We start from the raw sequence: 17,295 nt of genomic DNA, 5'->3' as shown, positions 1-17,295 counted from the left end.
GCCGTTATGCCGCTTTCACATTTTCGGTAACCACGTGGCCATCGAATAAGTGGATTGTGCGTCGTGCGTAGTCAGCGTGTGACGGGCTGTGTGTCACCATGACAATAGTGGTTCCTTCGTCGTTGAGTGCCTGCAGCATTTCCATTACTTCTTGACCATGGGCACTGTCTAGGTTCCCCGTTGGTTCATCGGCAAGGATCATCGACTGCCCGCCAACCACGGCGCGTGCAACTGCAACTCGCTGCTGCTGACCGCCTGAAAGTTGCCCCGGCATGTGCTTGGCACGATGGGCAATGCCAACCTTGTCCATAACCTCAGCAACGCGCTTCTTGCGCTCACTTGCACTGATGTTGTGATAGAGCAGCGCAAGCTCGATATTCTCTTGCACGGTAAGTTCATCAATCAGGTTAAAGTTTTGAAAAATAAAGCCAATGTGGTGCTTTCTGATTTTCGAAAGCTGAGATTCGTTATAGTCAGCAATGTTTTCATCATTAAACCAGTACTCGCCCGTACTTGGGTTATCCAGCATACCAATTATGTTTAACAGCGTTGATTTTCCGCAGCCCGAGGGACCCATAATGGCCACAAACTCGCCTTTTTCTATTTCGATATTGACCCCGTTGAGGGCAAGTGTTTCAACTTCGTCAGTTTGGTAAATTCGCTTAAGATCGTTCATTTTCAACATTGTTCGTCCCTCATTTCTGGTCAATATATAAAACTTGCATGTCTAGATAGTCGGCGTATGAGCTCGTTATCACTTGTTCGCCAACCGATAAGCCTTCAATAACTTCAATAGCGTTGTTGTTGCGTCTGCCCAGTCGTACACTGCGACGAGTAGCCTGTGTGCCATCGCTACTCACAACAAATACCCAGTTCCCCCCCGTGTCTTGATAAAACGCACTGTTGGGAATAAGTACGGCTTCACTGGCATCCCCCAAAGTGAGCTTCATTTGTAAGGTTTGGCCACGGCGAATATCTGATGGCTGTTGTTGGTTAAAGGTAAGGTCAACTTCAAACTGGCCGTTTTGCACCTGCGGATAAATTTTGCTGATAGTGAGCTGATAATCGTCAAACACCGCTTGCTGCCCTAAATCGATACGCGGAAGATAAAACTCGTCCACCAGCACACTCACTTTAAAGTCGTCTGGTGTATCAATTTGACCTAAGCGTTCACCGCGACCAATGCTTTGGCCCACTTCAACACTAAAACCAGACAATTTGCCGCCCACTGGCGCGCGTACATTCATGTTCTCAAGGTTTTTGCGTGATATTTCTAGATTGTGCTCTAGGCGTTCGCCTGTACTTTTTAAGAAGGCGAGTTGTGACTCTTGCATTCGCGCATCAGATGCCTGGCTTTCTTTGGTAAGTGCTAAGCGCTGTTTATACCAATACAACTCGTCTGCGGTATCGTCGTATTGAGATTGACTAATAGAGTTAGTCGCTAACAGTGACGCTTCGCGTTCTAGCTTGCGAGTAAGTAGCTTAATTTGGTATTCGATATCGACCAAATCACGCTTATGCTGCAAGCGATTTTGTTCAAGGTTTAATTCAATACTGCGAATATTGTTAAGCTGCTCGGCAACCCGCGCCTCATTGCCTAGTACATTCAGTTGTAGGCTGGCATTTGACAGTTCTACAATGAGATCGCCCGCCGCTAGCTGCGCACCGTCTTCAACTAAAATGCGCTCAACTCTACCGCCTTCAATGGCATCTAAATACAGTGTACGACTTGGCACTACTCGCCCTCTAACGGGAATAAAGTCTTCAAATGTGCCGCGTGTCACGCTAGCTACAGATAAACGCTGCCCGTCGACTGACAAGCTTTTACTTTCGAAAGTGAACGCCTTATAAAAACCAAACAATACAAACAAGGCTACGGCAATTAGCACGTATGGCGTGGTGTACCACGGCTTTGCTTTCTTCACCTTTCTGTCCATAGTTGCGCCTGAATGTGCTGACTTGGCTTTCGCGTCTATGCTGCTAAGTTGAGTCATGGCTACTCTTTTTCATTGGTTAACGGTTATATGTGTTCGTCACAACTCGTTCAGCTAGGTACAGCCTTTGCTATATCAACCTACAGTGATGGACGTTATCTTGTGATGACTAACACAAGAAGCATTCCATAATCACAAGGCACTGATTTTTAATAGATTTAATGATTAAGCACGAATATTTGAATTACATCAGGTGTACGTTTATGAACAGTTGGTGTACGTTAATGAACACTAGGACAGCTATGGGGATAACATGAAGCAACAAGGAAGCGTGTTACTGGTAGATGATGATGAAGATATCTTGGTGGCAGGAAAACTGCTGCTTAAGCGCTTTTTTTCAGACGTTAGAATTTGTAACCAACCCGAACACATCCCTGTATTACTGAGCGAACATCAATTTGATGCCATATTGCTTGATATGAATTTTGGGCCCGGCGAGAGTACTGGCGAGCAAGGGTATAATTGGTTAGATAAAATCATTGCTATCGATCCACAAGCGGTAGTTATTATGATTACGGCACATGGCGGTATTGATACCGCTGTTGAAGTTATGAAACGCGGCGCAACCGATTTTATTGCTAAGCCATGGCAGAACGAAAAGGTAATAGCGACAGTTTCTTCTGCGGTAAAATTAGGACAGTCACGCGGTGAAGCAAGCGCGCTACGCCAAACGAACCAAACGCTCACCAAGCTAACAAGCAAAAACAGTCAGCCTTTCATTGCCAGCGCAAGTGCAATGAAACCCGTAATGAATATTGTAGAGCGCTGCGCCCCTACCGATGCCAATGTGTTGATACTGGGTGAAAACGGCACGGGTAAAGAGGTTATAGCACGGGCTATTCACGATAGAAGCACGCGTAGCGACAACGTTTTTATTACGGTGGACTTAGGTGCGGTGCCAGAGTCGTTATTTGAAAGTGAATTATTCGGCCACAAAAAAGGGGCATTCACAGGCGCGATGGACGATCGCGTAGGGCGAATTTTAGCTGCCAATGGCGGTACGTTGTTTTTAGATGAAATTGGTAATTTACCAATGCATTTGCAAGCCAAACTGCTTGCAGTACTTGCCCAGCGCGAAGTTACACCCGTTGGCGCAAATAAAGCAACGCCCTTTAACGTACGGATATTGGCTGCCACCAATATGCCCATAGACCAATTACGCGACGAACGCCGTTTTCGCCAAGACTTGTTATTTAGACTCAACACCGTTGAACTTACATTACCCGCTTTGCGTCAACGACAAGAGGACATTATCCCCATTGCCACTATGTACTTGGCAGATTACGCACGAAAATATGTCAAAGACGGTATTCGTTTAAGCGCTGCGTTACAAGATGCATTTCTTGCTTACTCGTGGCCCGGCAATATACGCGAGCTTAAACACGCCATAGAGCGCGCTGTCATTTTATGTAATGGCGATGAATTGCGTGTAGAGGACTTCCAGCTTAGCCATGCTGTAACATCAGTAACATCACAAATACCTGCCTTGCAAAGCGAGCATGCAGTACAAGACATAGCATCTGCTCATTCAACGGCACCACCAGAATTAACACAACCCACCAGCGCGGCGGGCGAACAATTTAACTTAGAAGAAATTGAAAAGCAGACTATTGCCAAGGCACTCAAAGCCTACCGCTATAACATTAGTCATGCCGCAAAAGCACTTGGGCTTACACGGGCTGCCCTTTATCGACGGATGGAAAAACATGGGCTTTAATCGATTTTCGCTATTACTAAGCATACGCGTGTGCTGCTTAATGGCATCGGTAGCCTTAGCAGCATTTTTGTGGTTCACCCCAGGCTACACAGCAACATTTGTACTTACCGTAATAGTGGCTGTAGGCCTTGGCTTTGAAACCAGAAAGTTTGTTAGCAAAACCAATGCTGAACTTACCCGCTTTTTGGAATCGGTACGCCATGGCGAACTGACTCAACGCTTTGCGTACCCTGAGTTTGGAAGCGGTTTTGAAAAACTGGGCGAGACCTTTACTGGTATTTTAAGCGACCTTCAGCAAAAACGTACCGAACAAGAGCAAACACTTCGGCACTTAAAAGCACTCGTTGAACAAGTGCCTGTACCGCTGTTAAGCCTATATGAAAATGGCGAAATAGTGCTGTGGAATCACAATGCTCGTAAGTTATTTGGCACCGTTCTGGTAAAAGACAAGCATGACTTAGCACATTTTTCTTCGCACTTAGCCACCACCTTGGTCAATATTAGGCCCGGCGAAAAAGAGCTTGTTGAATTTGAAGCCGATGGCAGCACTCATAAACTGACCGTGTCGGTATCGCATATTATTATTGCCGGTAAACAAGAAAAGCTTATCAGCTTACAAGATATCAATAGCGAGTTGGGCTTAGCGCAGTTACAGGCATGGCAAGCACTGGTTCGCGTGCTTACCCACGAAATCATGAATAGTATTACGCCCGTTGCGTCGCTAGCTGATACCACATCGCACTTAGTGAAAGATATTAAGCAAAACTACCAGCACAGCGACATGCTGTTGGCCGACTTGGATGATGTAGAACATGCTGCTGATACCCTATCTCGCCGCAGTAACGGGTTAATGCAGTTTGTAGGTAGTTATAAAAAACTCACGCGTTTACCCGCCCCCAATTTGCAATCTGTGAAGGTCAACGAGTTACTAGAGCAAACGATTGCCGTGTTTGCTCAATCTTGGCAGCAAAAAGGCATAACTATTGATATGCAGCTGGGCTCAGCACCTATTTTGATAGACGCCGACAGAAGCATGATTGAGCAAATCATCGTGAACATTATGCATAACGCAGAGCATGCGCTTAGTCAAAGTAACAACCCCAAGGTAACCATTGGTGTCCACCTAACCAAGCGCAGTAGATGTGTGATTGAAATAGCCGATAACGGGCCTGGTGTAGCCGATGACATTATCAGTAAAGTGTTTGTACCGTTTTTCACTACCAAGCGTGAAGGCACAGGCGTTGGGCTTGCGCTAACTCAGCAAATAATGGTGGCGCATGGCGGTCAAGTTAACGTAAGAAACCTTGAAAGTGGCGGCGCGTGTTTTAGTTTGGTGTTTTAATTTATCGCTTTGCTTTGATATTGGGTAGAACGTGACTTGTTACGATACTGCTTACGCCATGTAGACACATTCATACCGAATGTTCGCTTGAACAACCGGTTAAAGTGACCAGGGTCTTGATACCCCACGGCCCACGCGATTTCTTCAGCACTTTTGTCACTATGCTTTAGGTATTCTTTGCCTTGTTCAATTCGCAGTTGCTGCAAGTAACCAAGTGGCGTTTCGCCCGTTGCGTCTTTAAAACGACGCTTGAAAGTTCGCTCTGTCATATTCACTTTCGCAGCCATATCCGCAACACTGATCTGCTCAGTGAAATGGATTTCTAACCATTGCTGCACAGTTAGAATATCGTCATCTTGGTGATAAGTTTGGTGATTAATTGATGCCATATCGCTGGTAACGCCTCGACGGAAGTCCACCAAGAATGTTTGCTCTATCGCTTCGCCTACTTTTTCGCTCGACATTCGAGACACCAAGTAGACAATAATTTCTATGGCTGCATTTAAGCCAGCTGAGCAATAAAGCTCACCCGTTGCGGTAATAAAGCGATCGGTTCTTACGTCTACTTTGGGGAACGATTTTGCAAAATGCGCTTGCTTATGCCAGTGCGTTGTACTCATCCGGTCATCAAGTAAGCCAGCTTTTGCGAGAAAGTATGCGCCCGTGGCAGCAGCCATAATAGGTATACCCTGTTCATGCCACAATCGAAGCTTTGGATACAATTCTTCTTGCTGAGTCAATAAAGTATCAACGTCTCCCCATACGCTGTGCAGCAGCACCAAGTCAGTTTCAGTAATATCAGCAAGTGCGCAATCGGGAATGATTGCTAGGCCGCTAAAGGTTTTCGTGGGTTTTCCGTCAATGGTTACCAGCTTAATCGCGATAGGCATTCCAAATAGTTTTTCTTGCAAATCTGAAGCGAACTTTAGTACATCGTGAGTCAGACCCATACTAAGGCCCATGGTGTTCTCGCTGGCAAATAGCGTGACGTGATTTAGCATGCTTGTCCTTTTTTGCATAACCCTTTTGCGTATGGCCGTAATAGTAACTGCGCATCTAAGTGGTATTAACCTGCCCGAAGTCACACTATTGCCAAAATCACATTAGTGGCCCGAATGGCCAATTAATTGTCCCAAGTCACACTGTTAACATTATTTTCACAAAATTACTATGAATACAGGCTCAATTTTGTGGAGACAAGGGATGCAATTTACTGAAGAGCACGATGCCTTAAGAAAAACCGTTCATGATTTTGTTAACCAAGAAATGGACCCCTTCATCGACGAGTGGGAGCACGAAGGAATAGCACCACTTCATGCCCTCTTTAAGAAAATGGGTAACTTGGGGCTATTGGGTATTCAAAAGCCTGAAGCATACGGTGGGTCAGGTTTAGATTACAGCTACAACCTTGTATTTGCTGAAGAAATTGGCCGTGCTTATGGTGGCTCTGTACCCATGGCGATTGGCGTACAAACCGATATGGCAACACCCGCATTGGCGCGTTTTGGTAGCGATGAACTCAAGCGAGATTTTTTAGCGCCGGCGATTGCAGGCGATATGGTGGCCTGTATAGGTGTCAGTGAGCCCGGAGCGGGCTCTGATGTAGCAGGGCTTAAAACCACTGCCAGAACCGAGGGCGACGACTATGTCATCAACGGTACAAAAATGTGGATAACGAATGCTACACAAGCCGATTGGATTTGTCTTCTCGCCAACACCAGTGATGGACAAGTTCACGCCAATAAATCGCTAATTGTAGTACCGCTCAACACCCCTGGCATCACTATCAGTAAACCACTCAATAAACTTGGAATGCGCGCCAGTGACACTGGGCAAATTTTCTTTGACGACGTGAGAGTGCCAAAACGTTTTCTAATTGGTGAAGAGAACAAAGGTTTCACCATGCAAATGATGCAATTTCAGGAAGAGCGAATGTACGCGGCGGCGAGCGCGCTTAAAGGCATGGAACGCATCATTACCGACACTATTGAATGGACTAAAGAGCGTCATACCTTTGGGCAGCCGGTAATTAACAATCAAACTGTTCACTTCAAGCTAGCCGAATTACAAAGCGAAGTAGAAGCACTTCGCGCGTTAACGTGGCAAGCCTGCCAAGAGCACATAGATGGTAAAGACGCCACATACTTAGCGTCTATCGCGAAATTGAAAAGCGGCCGATTGTGGCGACAAGTTACTGATGGGTGCCTGCAGTATTGGGGGGGTATGGGCTTTATGTGGGATAACCCCGTAGCACGCGCGTATCGCGACACCCGCATACTGTCGATAGCGGGCGGCAGTGACGAAATGATGCTTGGCATTATTGCTAAGTACATGGACATATTCCCTAAACGCAGATAACGCTCTGGTGCACTATGAATGCGGTAAACACGCTTTTAAACAATAATCTAAAACTCCCCGTTATTTGTGCGCCTATGTTTTTGGTGTCTACACCAAAGCTGGTGATTAGTGCCTGCAAAAATGGCGTGGTCGGGAGCTTTCCGGCATTTAACACGCGTACGCAAGCGGCACTGGATGAATGGTTAACGACTATTGCGACAGCCCTTGAAGCAGAGAAAGTTGCAAATCCCAGCGCACGTATCGCCCCCTATGCCGTCAATATGGTGGTTCATCCCTCTAATAAGCGGTTAGATGCAGATTTCGATGTGGTAAGAAAACACAAAGTTCCTTTCGTGATCACAAGTCAGGGCAACCCAAGTGCCATTACCCAAGCCGTGCATGAGTGGGGCGGTATTGTATTTCACGATGTCATTAATGTTGCCCATGCCAAAAAAGCGATAAAGGCAGGCGTAGATGGTCTTATTTTGGTGGCTTCTGGCGCAGGGGGGCACGCAGGAGAAGTGAACCCATTTGCTTTGGTGCGTGAAGTGCGCGAGTTTTGGCACGGCCCAATCGTGTTAGCGGGTTCAATAAATGATGGGTTTGGCATACGAGCGGCTGAAGTATTAGGCGCAAATTACAGCTATATGGGTACCCGCTTTATCGCAACTGAAGAAGCGGAAGTGGACCCTGACTACAAGGCAATGTTAGTTACATCGAGCGTAGATGACTTGGTATTCACTGACACGTTCACTGGCGTAAAGTGCCACTTTCTAAAGCCTTCTATTGCTCGCGCCGGCGTTGATTTAGGGGATATTGAAGGCAAAGACAGTGTTGATTTAGATCTTGGTGGCAGTAATGCATGGAAGGACATGTGGAGCGCAGGCCACGGTGTGAGTGGCATTCACAGTGTGATTTCAGTAAAGCAGCTTGTCACTCAGTTGCACGAAGAGTACCAGCGCGCGGTGGGAACTGAACCGTTTCCCCACACTCATTCAAACCATCATGTTAAGAGCGCATAAATTATGGCTGTTATCTCTTCAACAATCGATACACAAAGTCATGAGTTTCAAGCCAACTTCGCGGTAATGCTAGATGCAGTAAACGAATTTAAAGAGATAGAAAGGCGCGTTGTTGTAAAAGCTCAAAAAAAAGCACCGCGGTATGAACAAAAAGGGCTTTTGTCGCCAAGAGACAGGTTGTCACTGCTACTGGATGCAGATAAACCCTTCATGCCATTGGCAAGTCTGTGCGGCTATATGCAAGAGGGCGATAAGGATGGCAGCGCCGCGGGCGGTGGTGTAATAGCGGGTATTGGCTATGTTGCGAACACGCGCTGCATCGTTATGGTGGATGACTATCTCACTAGGGGTGGCAGTATTACTGAACTTGGTAGTAAAAAGCGTCTTCGCATGTACCACATAGCGCTTCAGCAAAAGCTACCGGTTATTGCACTTTCACAAAGCGGTGGCGGTGATTTGACATCTCTTGGTGACTGGTTTGGTTTTTCCGCTGCCGGCTTTGCCATGCAGGCGCGTTTGTCTGCAGCAGGTATTCCACAAATTACGGTAGTCCATGGAAGCGCTACTGCAGGCGGTGCTTACCAACCTGGGCTATCAGACTACGTGGTAATGATTAAAGAGCAGTCTACCGTCTATCTTGCGGGTCCGCCTTTGCTCAAAGCAGCCACTGGCGAAATTGCTACCGACGAAGAAATTGGTGGGGCACAAATGCACGGTGAAGTGTCTGGCGTAGCCGATTTTATTGCTCAAGATGATGCCGACAGTATCCGTATTGCACGCGAGATAGCAGCATCCCTTCAGTGGGAGCACAGCGTAAGTCAATCGCAAAACCAACATCACAACCCACCTATCTACGCCTCGTCAGAATTACTTGGCGTGGTGCCTAAAGACGCTAAAACCCCTTACGATGTGCGCGAAGTCATTGCTCGTGTGGCAGACAACTCAGATTTTGTCGATTTTAAACCCGAATTTGATATGGGCACAGTTTGTGGCTTCATCACCATCGAGGGACAACGCTGTGGTGTGGTTGGCAACAACGCCCCCATTACCGCCAATGGTGCTGCCAAAGCGGCTCAGTTTATTCAACTATGTGAGCAAGCGGGCACCCCCATTACATTTTTGCATAACACTACTGGCTTTTTAGTTGGTACAGAGTCGGAGCGAGCGGGCATCATCAAACATGGCGCAAAGCTTATTCAAGCTGTAACTAATTGCACAGTACCCAAGGTAAGTATTGTACTTGGTGGTTCGTTTGGTGCTGGCAACTATGCTATGGCGGGGCGAGGTATAGAGCCTGACTTCATGTTTGCTTGGCCAAGAACAGTGGTGGCGGTAATGGGGCCCGCACAAGCTGGTAGTGTGCTGCGCACCGTTGCCCACGCCAAAATGGCGCGCAGTGGCGAAGTTGACGACGCAAAGCTAACAGCGCTTGAGCAACATACTGTCAGCGTAATGGAAGCCAAATCCCGAGCACTGGCAAATTCAGCCAGATTGTGGGACGACGGTATTATCGACCCTCAAGACACACGCGCAGTACTCGCGTTTGTGCTGTCGATTTGCCGAGCAGCGAAAAACAAACACCTAAATCCAACAAGTTTTGGTATTGGTCGGCTTTAAACACTAAGCCTGATAACGGAATACGCTATATGACACAGTTTGACACGCATTCGTTTGACGAAATCACCACCGCAGTCACCAACAACGTACTGCATATTCGTTTCAACCGGCCTCACAAGAAAAATGCAATGAATTTAGCGCTAGTCAACGATGTGGTTACGTGCTTTGACATGCTTGAATCTAGCGGAATACGCGCCGTAGTGATTGAGGGTAGCGATGGCAATTTTTGTGCGGGTGGCGACATCTCTGACATGCACTTATCTGCCCTTGGCGAGCAGGAGCGCGACCATACAATATGGCAATTTAATCGCAGTTTTGGCCACATGATAACGAAAGTAAAACATGCTCCCACTGTGGTGGTGGCCGTGGTAGAAGGTGCTGTTCTAGGGGGCGGATTCGGTCTTGCCTGTGTTGCGGATATTACGCTTGCCAGTGACACCGCTTTTTTCGCATTACCTGAAACAGGATTAGGTGTAATTCCCGCCCAAATTGCGCCATTTGTCGCGATGCGCCTCGGCGTAGATCAGGCAAAGCGCTTAGCACTAACCGGAGAAAAGCTAAATGCTCAGCAAGCTCTGCAATTAGGTTTAGTGCATCAAGTAAGTTCAACGACAACATTAGGCGCAACCCTTGATGACTTGCTCAGCAAAATAAAGCGTTGCGCGCCAAAAGCGAATGCCATCACCAAAAAGCTCTTGCTGGAAGTGAATGATCAACCATTAGAACCTTTGCTTGATCACGCTGCCTCGCAATTTGTTCAGTCGCTTTCTTCTTCAGAGGGCGTGGAAGGAACCCAGGCGTTTATGCACAAACGCGCCCCCTCATGGTACGAGTAAATCAATTATGACAACGTTAATTCGAAAGATAGTAGTGGCTAACCGCGGAGAAATAGCCTGCCGCATTATTCGTACCGCCCATGAGCAAGGTTTTTTTACCGTTGCTCTTTACAGCGACGCCGATGCTAACGCACTCCATGTAAGGCAGGCAGATGAGGCCGTGCGCATAGGTGCAGCTGATGCCGCCTCTTCGTATTTGAACATTGACAGTATTATTCGTGCAGCGAAATTGACTAATGCAGATGCTGTTCATCCGGGCTATGGCTTTTTGTCGGAAAATGCCGATTTCGCAAACGCATGCGAAGCGGCGAACCTAATATTTATAGGTCCAAGTGCTAGTGCTATTGAGTTGATGGGCAGCAAGCGACTATCGAAATTAGCAATGATTAAGGCGGGTGTACCCTGCGTTCCGGGGTATCAAGGCGCTGAGCAAAGTAATGCCACACTACTTCAAAAAGCCAACGAAATAGGCTTCCCCATTATGGTAAAGGCCAGTGCTGGGGGCGGCGGAAAAGGAATGCGCTTGGTACACGATGCCGCAGACCTAGCATCGCAAATTACTATGGCACGCTCGGAGGCTCTGAATGCTTTTGGCAGTGATGAGCTTATTTTAGAGCGAGCGTTGATATCGCCACGGCATATTGAAATTCAAGTGTTTGCCGACAACAAAGGTAACACTATATACCTAGGTGAGCGTGACTGTTCTATACAACGCAGGCATCAAAAAGTTATTGAAGAGGCGCCCTCCCCCTTCATTGATACTGAACTTCGCAAGCGCATGGGCGACGCCGCTGTTAACGCAGCGAAAGCGTGTGGTTATCGGGGAGCGGGTACAGTTGAATTTTTAGTAGATGAAGACAGGCAGTTCTACTTTTTAGAAATGAACACACGCCTGCAAGTCGAACATCCGGTTACTGAAATGGTCACTGGCATTGACCTAGTAGCGTGGCAACTCAGCGTTGCCTGTGGTGAACCACTACCGCTATCACAAAACGACATAACTATAACAGGTCATGCCATCGAAGCACGCTTGTATGCTGAAGATCCTAGGGAAGATTTTATGCCCCAGACTGGAAACGTTCATTGCTGGCGCGAGGCAGACAACACTAGAACTGACCACGGCATCTATACAAATCAAAAAGTAAGCACTCACTATGATCCAATGCTCGCCAAAGTTATAGTGTGGGCGGAAAACAGAAACACAGCTGCGCGCAAACTCAGCCGCGCCCTGTATCAAACGCAACTGCTTGGGGTAAACACCAACAAACACTTCTTGCAGAATATACTTACCAGTACGGCATTTCTTAGTAGCGAGGTGACCACTGATTTTATCAGTAAATATGCTGATACCGATGAAATGCGTGGTGCCTCCTCGCCCTCTTTTGCGCTGTTAGCCATCGCAACCATACTCTTTAGTACGCAACATGAAATTCGCGCTGAAAAATGGGAGAACACCACTCCACTAGATTACCCAATAAAGCTGCTGTGTGACGGCGAAACCACGTTACTCACTGTTACACATCAATCAGGGCAGTTTGTTGTGCGCTGTAAGCAAACTAAACAACAAGCGACCATTTATTTGGTTAGCCAAACCCCAAACACCGCTGTTATAGGGTTTGATAACCGACGACACTTGATTAGCTACGCAATAAAACAAAACAGCCTGTTTATTGATGATGGAAGCGGACATTTTCACATTGAGCAAGTAACTCACCAGCCCACACAACCTTTATTAGGCGATGATCCACAGCAGTGCACCGATATTTGCGCTGTGATGGATGGCGTTATTGTTGCGCTTATGCTGGAAAATGGCGCCGACGTTAAGGCAGGCGATACGGTTGCCATTATGGAAGCGATGAAAATGGAACATCCGCTAAAAGCCAAGACTAGTGGATTAGTAAGCCTAAGTACTTTACGCGCTGGCGATCAGGTTAAATCTAAGCAGGTAATAGCAACCATTTTGCCGAATAAGGAGCCATCTGATGCGTAGTAATACTGTGCGTATTGGCGGGGCATCCGCCTTCTACGGAGATAGCCAGTTATCTGCACGACAACTGGTGGACAAGGGAAACATTGATTACCTCGTTTTTGATTACTTGGCTGAAGTAACGATGGCTATTTTGTCTCAAGCTCACAAAAAAGATCCTCGTCTAGGTTACGCCATTGATTTTGTCACCGTGGCGATGAACGACGTACTAAGAGATTGCGCAGAAAAAGGTATTAAAGTTATTGCGAATGCGGGTGGCGTGAATGTACCAGGTTGCATCGCCGCACTTAAAGCACTGTGCGCTGAAAAAAACGTAAACCTAAATATTGTGGGCATATATGGCGACAACTTACTGCCACTGCATCACGACATAGATGGCAAACAACAACGTCTTAATGCCGTTAGCACAGATACTAGTGATCTGGATTCAGGTCGCGCGCTTCCTGAACACCTTTCGTCGATGAATGCCTATCTTGGTGCCACTCCAATCGCCGATGCTTTAGCGGCGGGCGCCGACATTGTTATCACAGGGCGTGTAGTTGATAGCGCCTTGGTACTAGCGCCTTTAATTCACGAGTTTAACTGGCAAACAGACGATTATGACCTATTGGCGCAAGGTGCACTTGCAGGGCATATTATTGAATGTGGTGCGCAATGCACTGGGGGAAATTTTACTGATTGGGAAACTGTACCCAACTTTGCCAACATGAGCTACCCCATTGCAGAAGTGAATGCCTCTGGAGAATTTACCCTTTCCATTGCCCCTAATACTGGTGGCATTGCAACTACGGCGAGCGTTGCTGAGCAACTTGTTTATGAAATTGGTGATCCTGCCAACTATTTGCTGCCCGACGTGGCCTGCGACTTCACAAACGTACAGCTTACTCAAATTAGCCAAGACAACGTTATGGTGTCAGGCGCTAAGGGGCGAGCGCCGGGGAATAACTACAAGGTGTGCGCGACCTACGTTGATGGCTTCAAACTTACGGGCACTTTTTTTATTGCCGGGTTAAACGTTAAAAATAAAGCGCTCGCTAATATCAATGCCTTAGTCTCGCGCACTGAGCATGCCTTACAACAAAAAGGAATGCCCCCCTACATCGATACTTGCATTGAGATATTAGGCACCGAAGCGACTTTTGGCCCTCATGCCACGGCGCAACATGCCAAAGAAGTAGTGGCCAGATTTACACTTCACCACAACAACATTAAAGCGCTTTATTTTGCTGCTAGCGAGATGGCGTACTTGGCGACGTCGGCAGCGCCAGGAATGGCAGGATTTGGCGCTGGCCGGCCCAAACCTCAGCCGCTTATTCGTATTCATTCGTTTCTTATCGATAAAAGTGCGGTGGACGTTCAAATTCAAAAAAACGACACCGTAATCAGTAGCAAAATATACGACGCTGCACAGTTCAGTGAACCTGCCGAGGGTACCACTTATGCTTTATCTGACAGCCGCTACGGGCCTATTGATAAGAGCACTGACACTACTTCGGTGCCGCTTATTGAACTGGCTTATGCGAGAAGTGGTGACAAGGGAGACAACTTGAATATCGGTGTTATTGCGCGCCACCCTTACCTAGTGCGTTTTTTATATCACGCGTTAAGTGAATCAGTTGTTCAGGCGTTTTTCGCTTATGCCGTAAAGGGAGGCGTTAAACGCTACAGCCTTCCTGGAATAAACGGGTTCAACTTTTTCATAACCCAAGCACTTGGTGGTGGTGGCACAGCCTCGCTTCGAACGGATAGTCAAGGAAAGTCAGCGGCTCAAACTCTGCTAACTATGATGCTAGAGGTTCCCACATCGCTTATGCCTTACACCAAAAGCGGAGGTCGTTAAATGCCTTATCAATCAAGTTTAGCCGCTGATAGCTTTATCAATACAACCATTGTCATTACAGGCGGCGGTAGTGGTATTGGTAGATGCACAGCACACGAATTGGCGTCGTTGGGCGCTACTGTTGTACTTATAGGAAGAAGCGAAGACAAACTCATTTCAACTGTTGAAGAAATAAAGGAAGACGGTGGCTCTGCAAGCTACTACTGCTTAGATATTCGTGACGAAGAGGCTGTAAGCGCAACCTTAGACGCGATATTAATAGAACACCCAAGAGTGCATGGACTCGTGAATATGGCCGGCGGCCAATTTAGAGCACCACTTAGCGCCATATCACAGAAGGGCTTTGAGCGAGTAGTGCAAACCAACTTATTAGGTGGTTTTTTATTGTCAAAGAACCTATTCAATAAACACTTTGAGGCGCACGGCGGCAACATAGTGAATATTACGGCAGACAACAAGAACGGTATGCCTGGTATGGGTCATTCCGGCGCTGCACGCGCAGGAGTAGAAAATCTTACCAAAACTGCCGCATGGGAGTGGGGACCGCACGGCGTTCGCGTCAATACCGTTGCGCCAGGTTGGGTGGCCTCATCAGGTTTAGATACCTACCCAGACGACATGAAGCAGACATTGCGTAATCTAAAACACGCCGTTCCGCTTGGCAGGATTGCCAGTGAAGCAGAAATTTCAGCCACGGTGTGTTTTTTACTTAGTCGAGGCGCAAACTTTATAACCGGACAAACACTTTTTGTGGATGGTGGTGCGAGTATGGGCTCAGCCCCTGCACTGTATCCGTTAAAGCACTCTGACAAGCCCACCAGTGAAACATGGAATGGCTTTCATCGCAGCGCAATCCCACGCGTATTGCAATAACCGCAAGGACATCAGCATGAACCAACAAAAACTCGAAAAAAATTTAGTGGAACGCGTGGCAATGGGTGATCTTCTGCGACGACGAGCTAGAGACAGTGCCACCCTACCCGCGTTGGTCGATTACTATGGCGGCGCACGCCGTGAAGTAAGCTATGGCGAGTTAAACAACAAAGTAAATCAATTGGCACACGCGCTTATACAAGAGGGAGTAAAACAAGGCGATAAACTGGCCATATTAGCCATTAATCAGATAGATGTAGTGGTTACTTATTTTGCCTGTTACAAACTTGGCGTTATTGCAGTTCCTATCAACTTTATGCAAAGCGTTGACGATGTGCGCTTTAATTTGGAACACAGCGAAACTCGCGTTATTGTTTATGACCCTATGCTTGCTGATCTGGTGCACGCGAGCACACAGAACAATAACAACCTTGCTTTTACCATCGCGTTAGGCGAAGACAAAGGCCGCGCAACCTTCGCGTTTAAATCCTTTATTGCACAGCGTGACACTACTGAAGTTGAAGACAGAATCATCGCCGACAGAGATACCGCCCATATGATTTACACATCGGGCACCACTTCAAAGCCAAAAGCGGTGGAAACCTCTCACCTATCGCTGACTATCGCGGCGTTAACTGGCGCACTTGAGCTATCACTAAATGTGCAGTGCAAAATGTTGCTGGTATTACCCATGTTTCATTGCACAGCGCTTTCTATTTTATACCCCACAATAATGCGCAGCGGTTGCTGTGTATTGCACGCCGCTTTCGATCCAATGCTGATAGTAGATAGCCTTGAAAAAGAAAAGGTTGAGACATCAGTGTTGCTACCTATGATGTGGAACGCGCTGATGGCAACACCAGACTTCGATAAACGTGACTTTAGCCGTTTTGAGCTGGCCATATACGGCATGGCTCCAATGAGCCAACAGAATAGACAGCAAATTCGTGATGCGTTTGGCTGTAAAATCCACTTAGGCAGCGGTCAAACAGAATTTAGCCCAGTGTCGTGCCTGTTCAAAGACGGCAGCAGCACTGAATTTGAAGAAGGGAACTATTGGGGTGTACCACTTTGCTTCACCGAGCAAGCCGTTATAGATGAGAACGGAAATGAAGTGGCACAAGGGGAAGTGGGTGAAATTGTATGGCGTGGCCCGCAAGTGATGAACGGTTATTTCAAAAACCCGACAGCAAGCGAGTCGGCGTACAAGTATGGTTGGCATCATACAGGCGATCTGGGCTTTATTGATGCCGAAGGCCAACTTATGTTTATCGACAGAGTAAAAGACACCATAAAATCGGGCGGTGAGAATGTATCATCACAAAAAGTAGAACAGACAATGTGCTTGCTACCCGAAGTCGATGCTGCTGCAGCCATTGGCGTGCCCCACCCGCACTGGGGAGAAGCAGTATGCGCTTGTGTTGTTGGAGCCAACTTAGACGAAGAAGCGCTGCCTGCTATAGTCGCATTTTGCAAAACCAAGCTAGGCAAATTTGAAGTACCAAAACAGATTTTTATTTGCGAATCGTTGCCGATGACTAGCACAGGGAAAGTACGCAAAGTCGAACTACGTGAACAGTACAGAGAATTTTTCCAAAAAGAAGCGCTACATTCGTAGCGCTTAATTTAAAAAAACTGCGAACCCAATCTCCCCTTGCTCCGTCTTTATGTAAAAAGATAAGGGCATTCAATGTTAATACCTCTACTATTACTGATACTGACCTTTCTAA

The 17,295-nt window shown here is 47.1% G+C and carries 13 protein-coding genes; 10 read left to right on the top strand and 3 right to left on the bottom strand.

Annotated elements, in window-relative coordinates; translation table 11 throughout:
* Positions 1-4 precede the first annotated feature (4 nt).
* Together JN178_RS00500 and JN178_RS00495 are read right to left on the bottom strand one after the other, a co-directional pair.
* Positions 5-685 carry an ABC transporter ATP-binding protein gene (locus JN178_RS00500; RefSeq protein ID WP_202263109.1) on the bottom strand — a complete coding sequence of 227 codons (681 nt, stop codon included), beginning with the start codon at positions 683-685 and terminating at the stop codon, positions 5-7.
* Positions 686-695: 10 nt separating this feature from the next.
* Positions 696-1,994 carry an efflux RND transporter periplasmic adaptor subunit gene (locus JN178_RS00495; protein WP_202263108.1) on the bottom strand — a complete coding sequence of 433 codons (1,299 nt, stop codon included), beginning with the start codon at positions 1,992-1,994 and terminating at the stop codon, positions 696-698.
* 253 nt (positions 1,995-2,247) lie between these two features.
* On the opposite strand from JN178_RS00495, the gene JN178_RS00490 reads away from it, so the two are divergent.
* Both JN178_RS00490 and JN178_RS00485 read left to right on the top strand, forming a co-directional pair.
* Positions 2,248-3,711, top strand: coding sequence for a sigma-54-dependent transcriptional regulator (locus JN178_RS00490; protein WP_202263107.1), 1,464 nt, complete (start codon positions 2,248-2,250; stop codon positions 3,709-3,711).
* The gene (locus JN178_RS00485) at positions 3,701-5,053 is read left to right on the top strand and encodes a sensor histidine kinase (RefSeq protein WP_202263106.1); all 1,353 of its coding nucleotides are present in this window, start codon (positions 3,701-3,703) and stop codon (positions 5,051-5,053) included. The genes JN178_RS00490 and JN178_RS00485 overlap by 11 nt, the downstream gene beginning before the upstream one ends.
* Here JN178_RS00485 and JN178_RS00480 read toward each other — a convergent pair.
* The gene (locus JN178_RS00480; protein WP_202263105.1) at positions 5,050-6,054 is read right to left on the bottom strand and encodes a GlxA family transcriptional regulator; all 1,005 of its coding nucleotides are present in this window, start codon (positions 6,052-6,054) and stop codon (positions 5,050-5,052) included. The two genes, JN178_RS00485 and JN178_RS00480, sit on opposite strands and share 4 nt — an antisense overlap.
* A 202-nt stretch (positions 6,055-6,256) precedes the next feature.
* Between JN178_RS00480 and JN178_RS00475 the strand changes: the two genes are divergently transcribed.
* Genes JN178_RS00475 through JN178_RS00440 form a run of 8 tightly spaced genes read left to right on the top strand, consistent with a single transcriptional unit; the run spans position 6,257 to position 17,183 of the window.
* Positions 6,257-7,411: an acyl-CoA dehydrogenase family protein gene (locus JN178_RS00475; protein ID WP_202263104.1), complete on the top strand. Its 1,155-nt coding sequence runs from the start codon at positions 6,257-6,259 to the stop codon at positions 7,409-7,411.
* Positions 7,412-7,425: 14 nt separating this feature from the next.
* On the top strand, positions 7,426-8,412 hold the full coding sequence (locus JN178_RS00470; RefSeq protein WP_202263103.1) for an NAD(P)H-dependent flavin oxidoreductase: 987 nt from the start codon (positions 7,426-7,428) through the stop codon (positions 8,410-8,412).
* Between the two features lie 3 nt (positions 8,413-8,415).
* Positions 8,416-10,029 (top strand): acyl-CoA carboxylase subunit beta, encoded by a 1,614-nt coding sequence (locus JN178_RS00465; protein ID WP_202263102.1) that lies wholly within the window; start codon positions 8,416-8,418, stop codon positions 10,027-10,029.
* A 29-nt stretch (positions 10,030-10,058) separates the two neighbouring features.
* Positions 10,059-10,865, top strand: a complete 807-nt coding sequence (locus JN178_RS00460) for an enoyl-CoA hydratase/isomerase family protein (protein ID WP_202263101.1) — start codon at positions 10,059-10,061, stop codon at positions 10,863-10,865.
* A gap of 7 nt (positions 10,866-10,872) precedes the next feature.
* On the top strand, positions 10,873-12,855 hold the full coding sequence (locus tag JN178_RS00455) for an acetyl/propionyl/methylcrotonyl-CoA carboxylase subunit alpha (protein ID WP_202263100.1): 1,983 nt from the start codon (positions 10,873-10,875) through the stop codon (positions 12,853-12,855).
* Positions 12,848-14,692, top strand: a complete 1,845-nt coding sequence (locus JN178_RS00450; protein WP_202263099.1) for an acyclic terpene utilization AtuA family protein — start codon at positions 12,848-12,850, stop codon at positions 14,690-14,692. The genes JN178_RS00455 and JN178_RS00450 overlap by 8 nt, the downstream gene beginning before the upstream one ends.
* Positions 14,693-15,565 (top strand): SDR family oxidoreductase, encoded by an 873-nt coding sequence (locus JN178_RS00445; RefSeq protein WP_202263098.1) that lies wholly within the window; start codon positions 14,693-14,695, stop codon positions 15,563-15,565.
* Between the two features lie 16 nt (positions 15,566-15,581).
* Positions 15,582-17,183, top strand: coding sequence for a class I adenylate-forming enzyme family protein (locus tag JN178_RS00440; RefSeq protein WP_202263097.1), 1,602 nt, complete (start codon positions 15,582-15,584; stop codon positions 17,181-17,183).
* The last annotated feature ends 112 nt before the right edge of the window (positions 17,184-17,295 follow it).

Source organism: Alteromonas sp. KC3, from assembly GCF_016756315.1.
Classification (GTDB): Bacteria; Pseudomonadota; Gammaproteobacteria; order Enterobacterales; family Alteromonadaceae; genus Alteromonas.
This window is presented reverse-complemented; position numbering and strand designations above follow the sequence as displayed.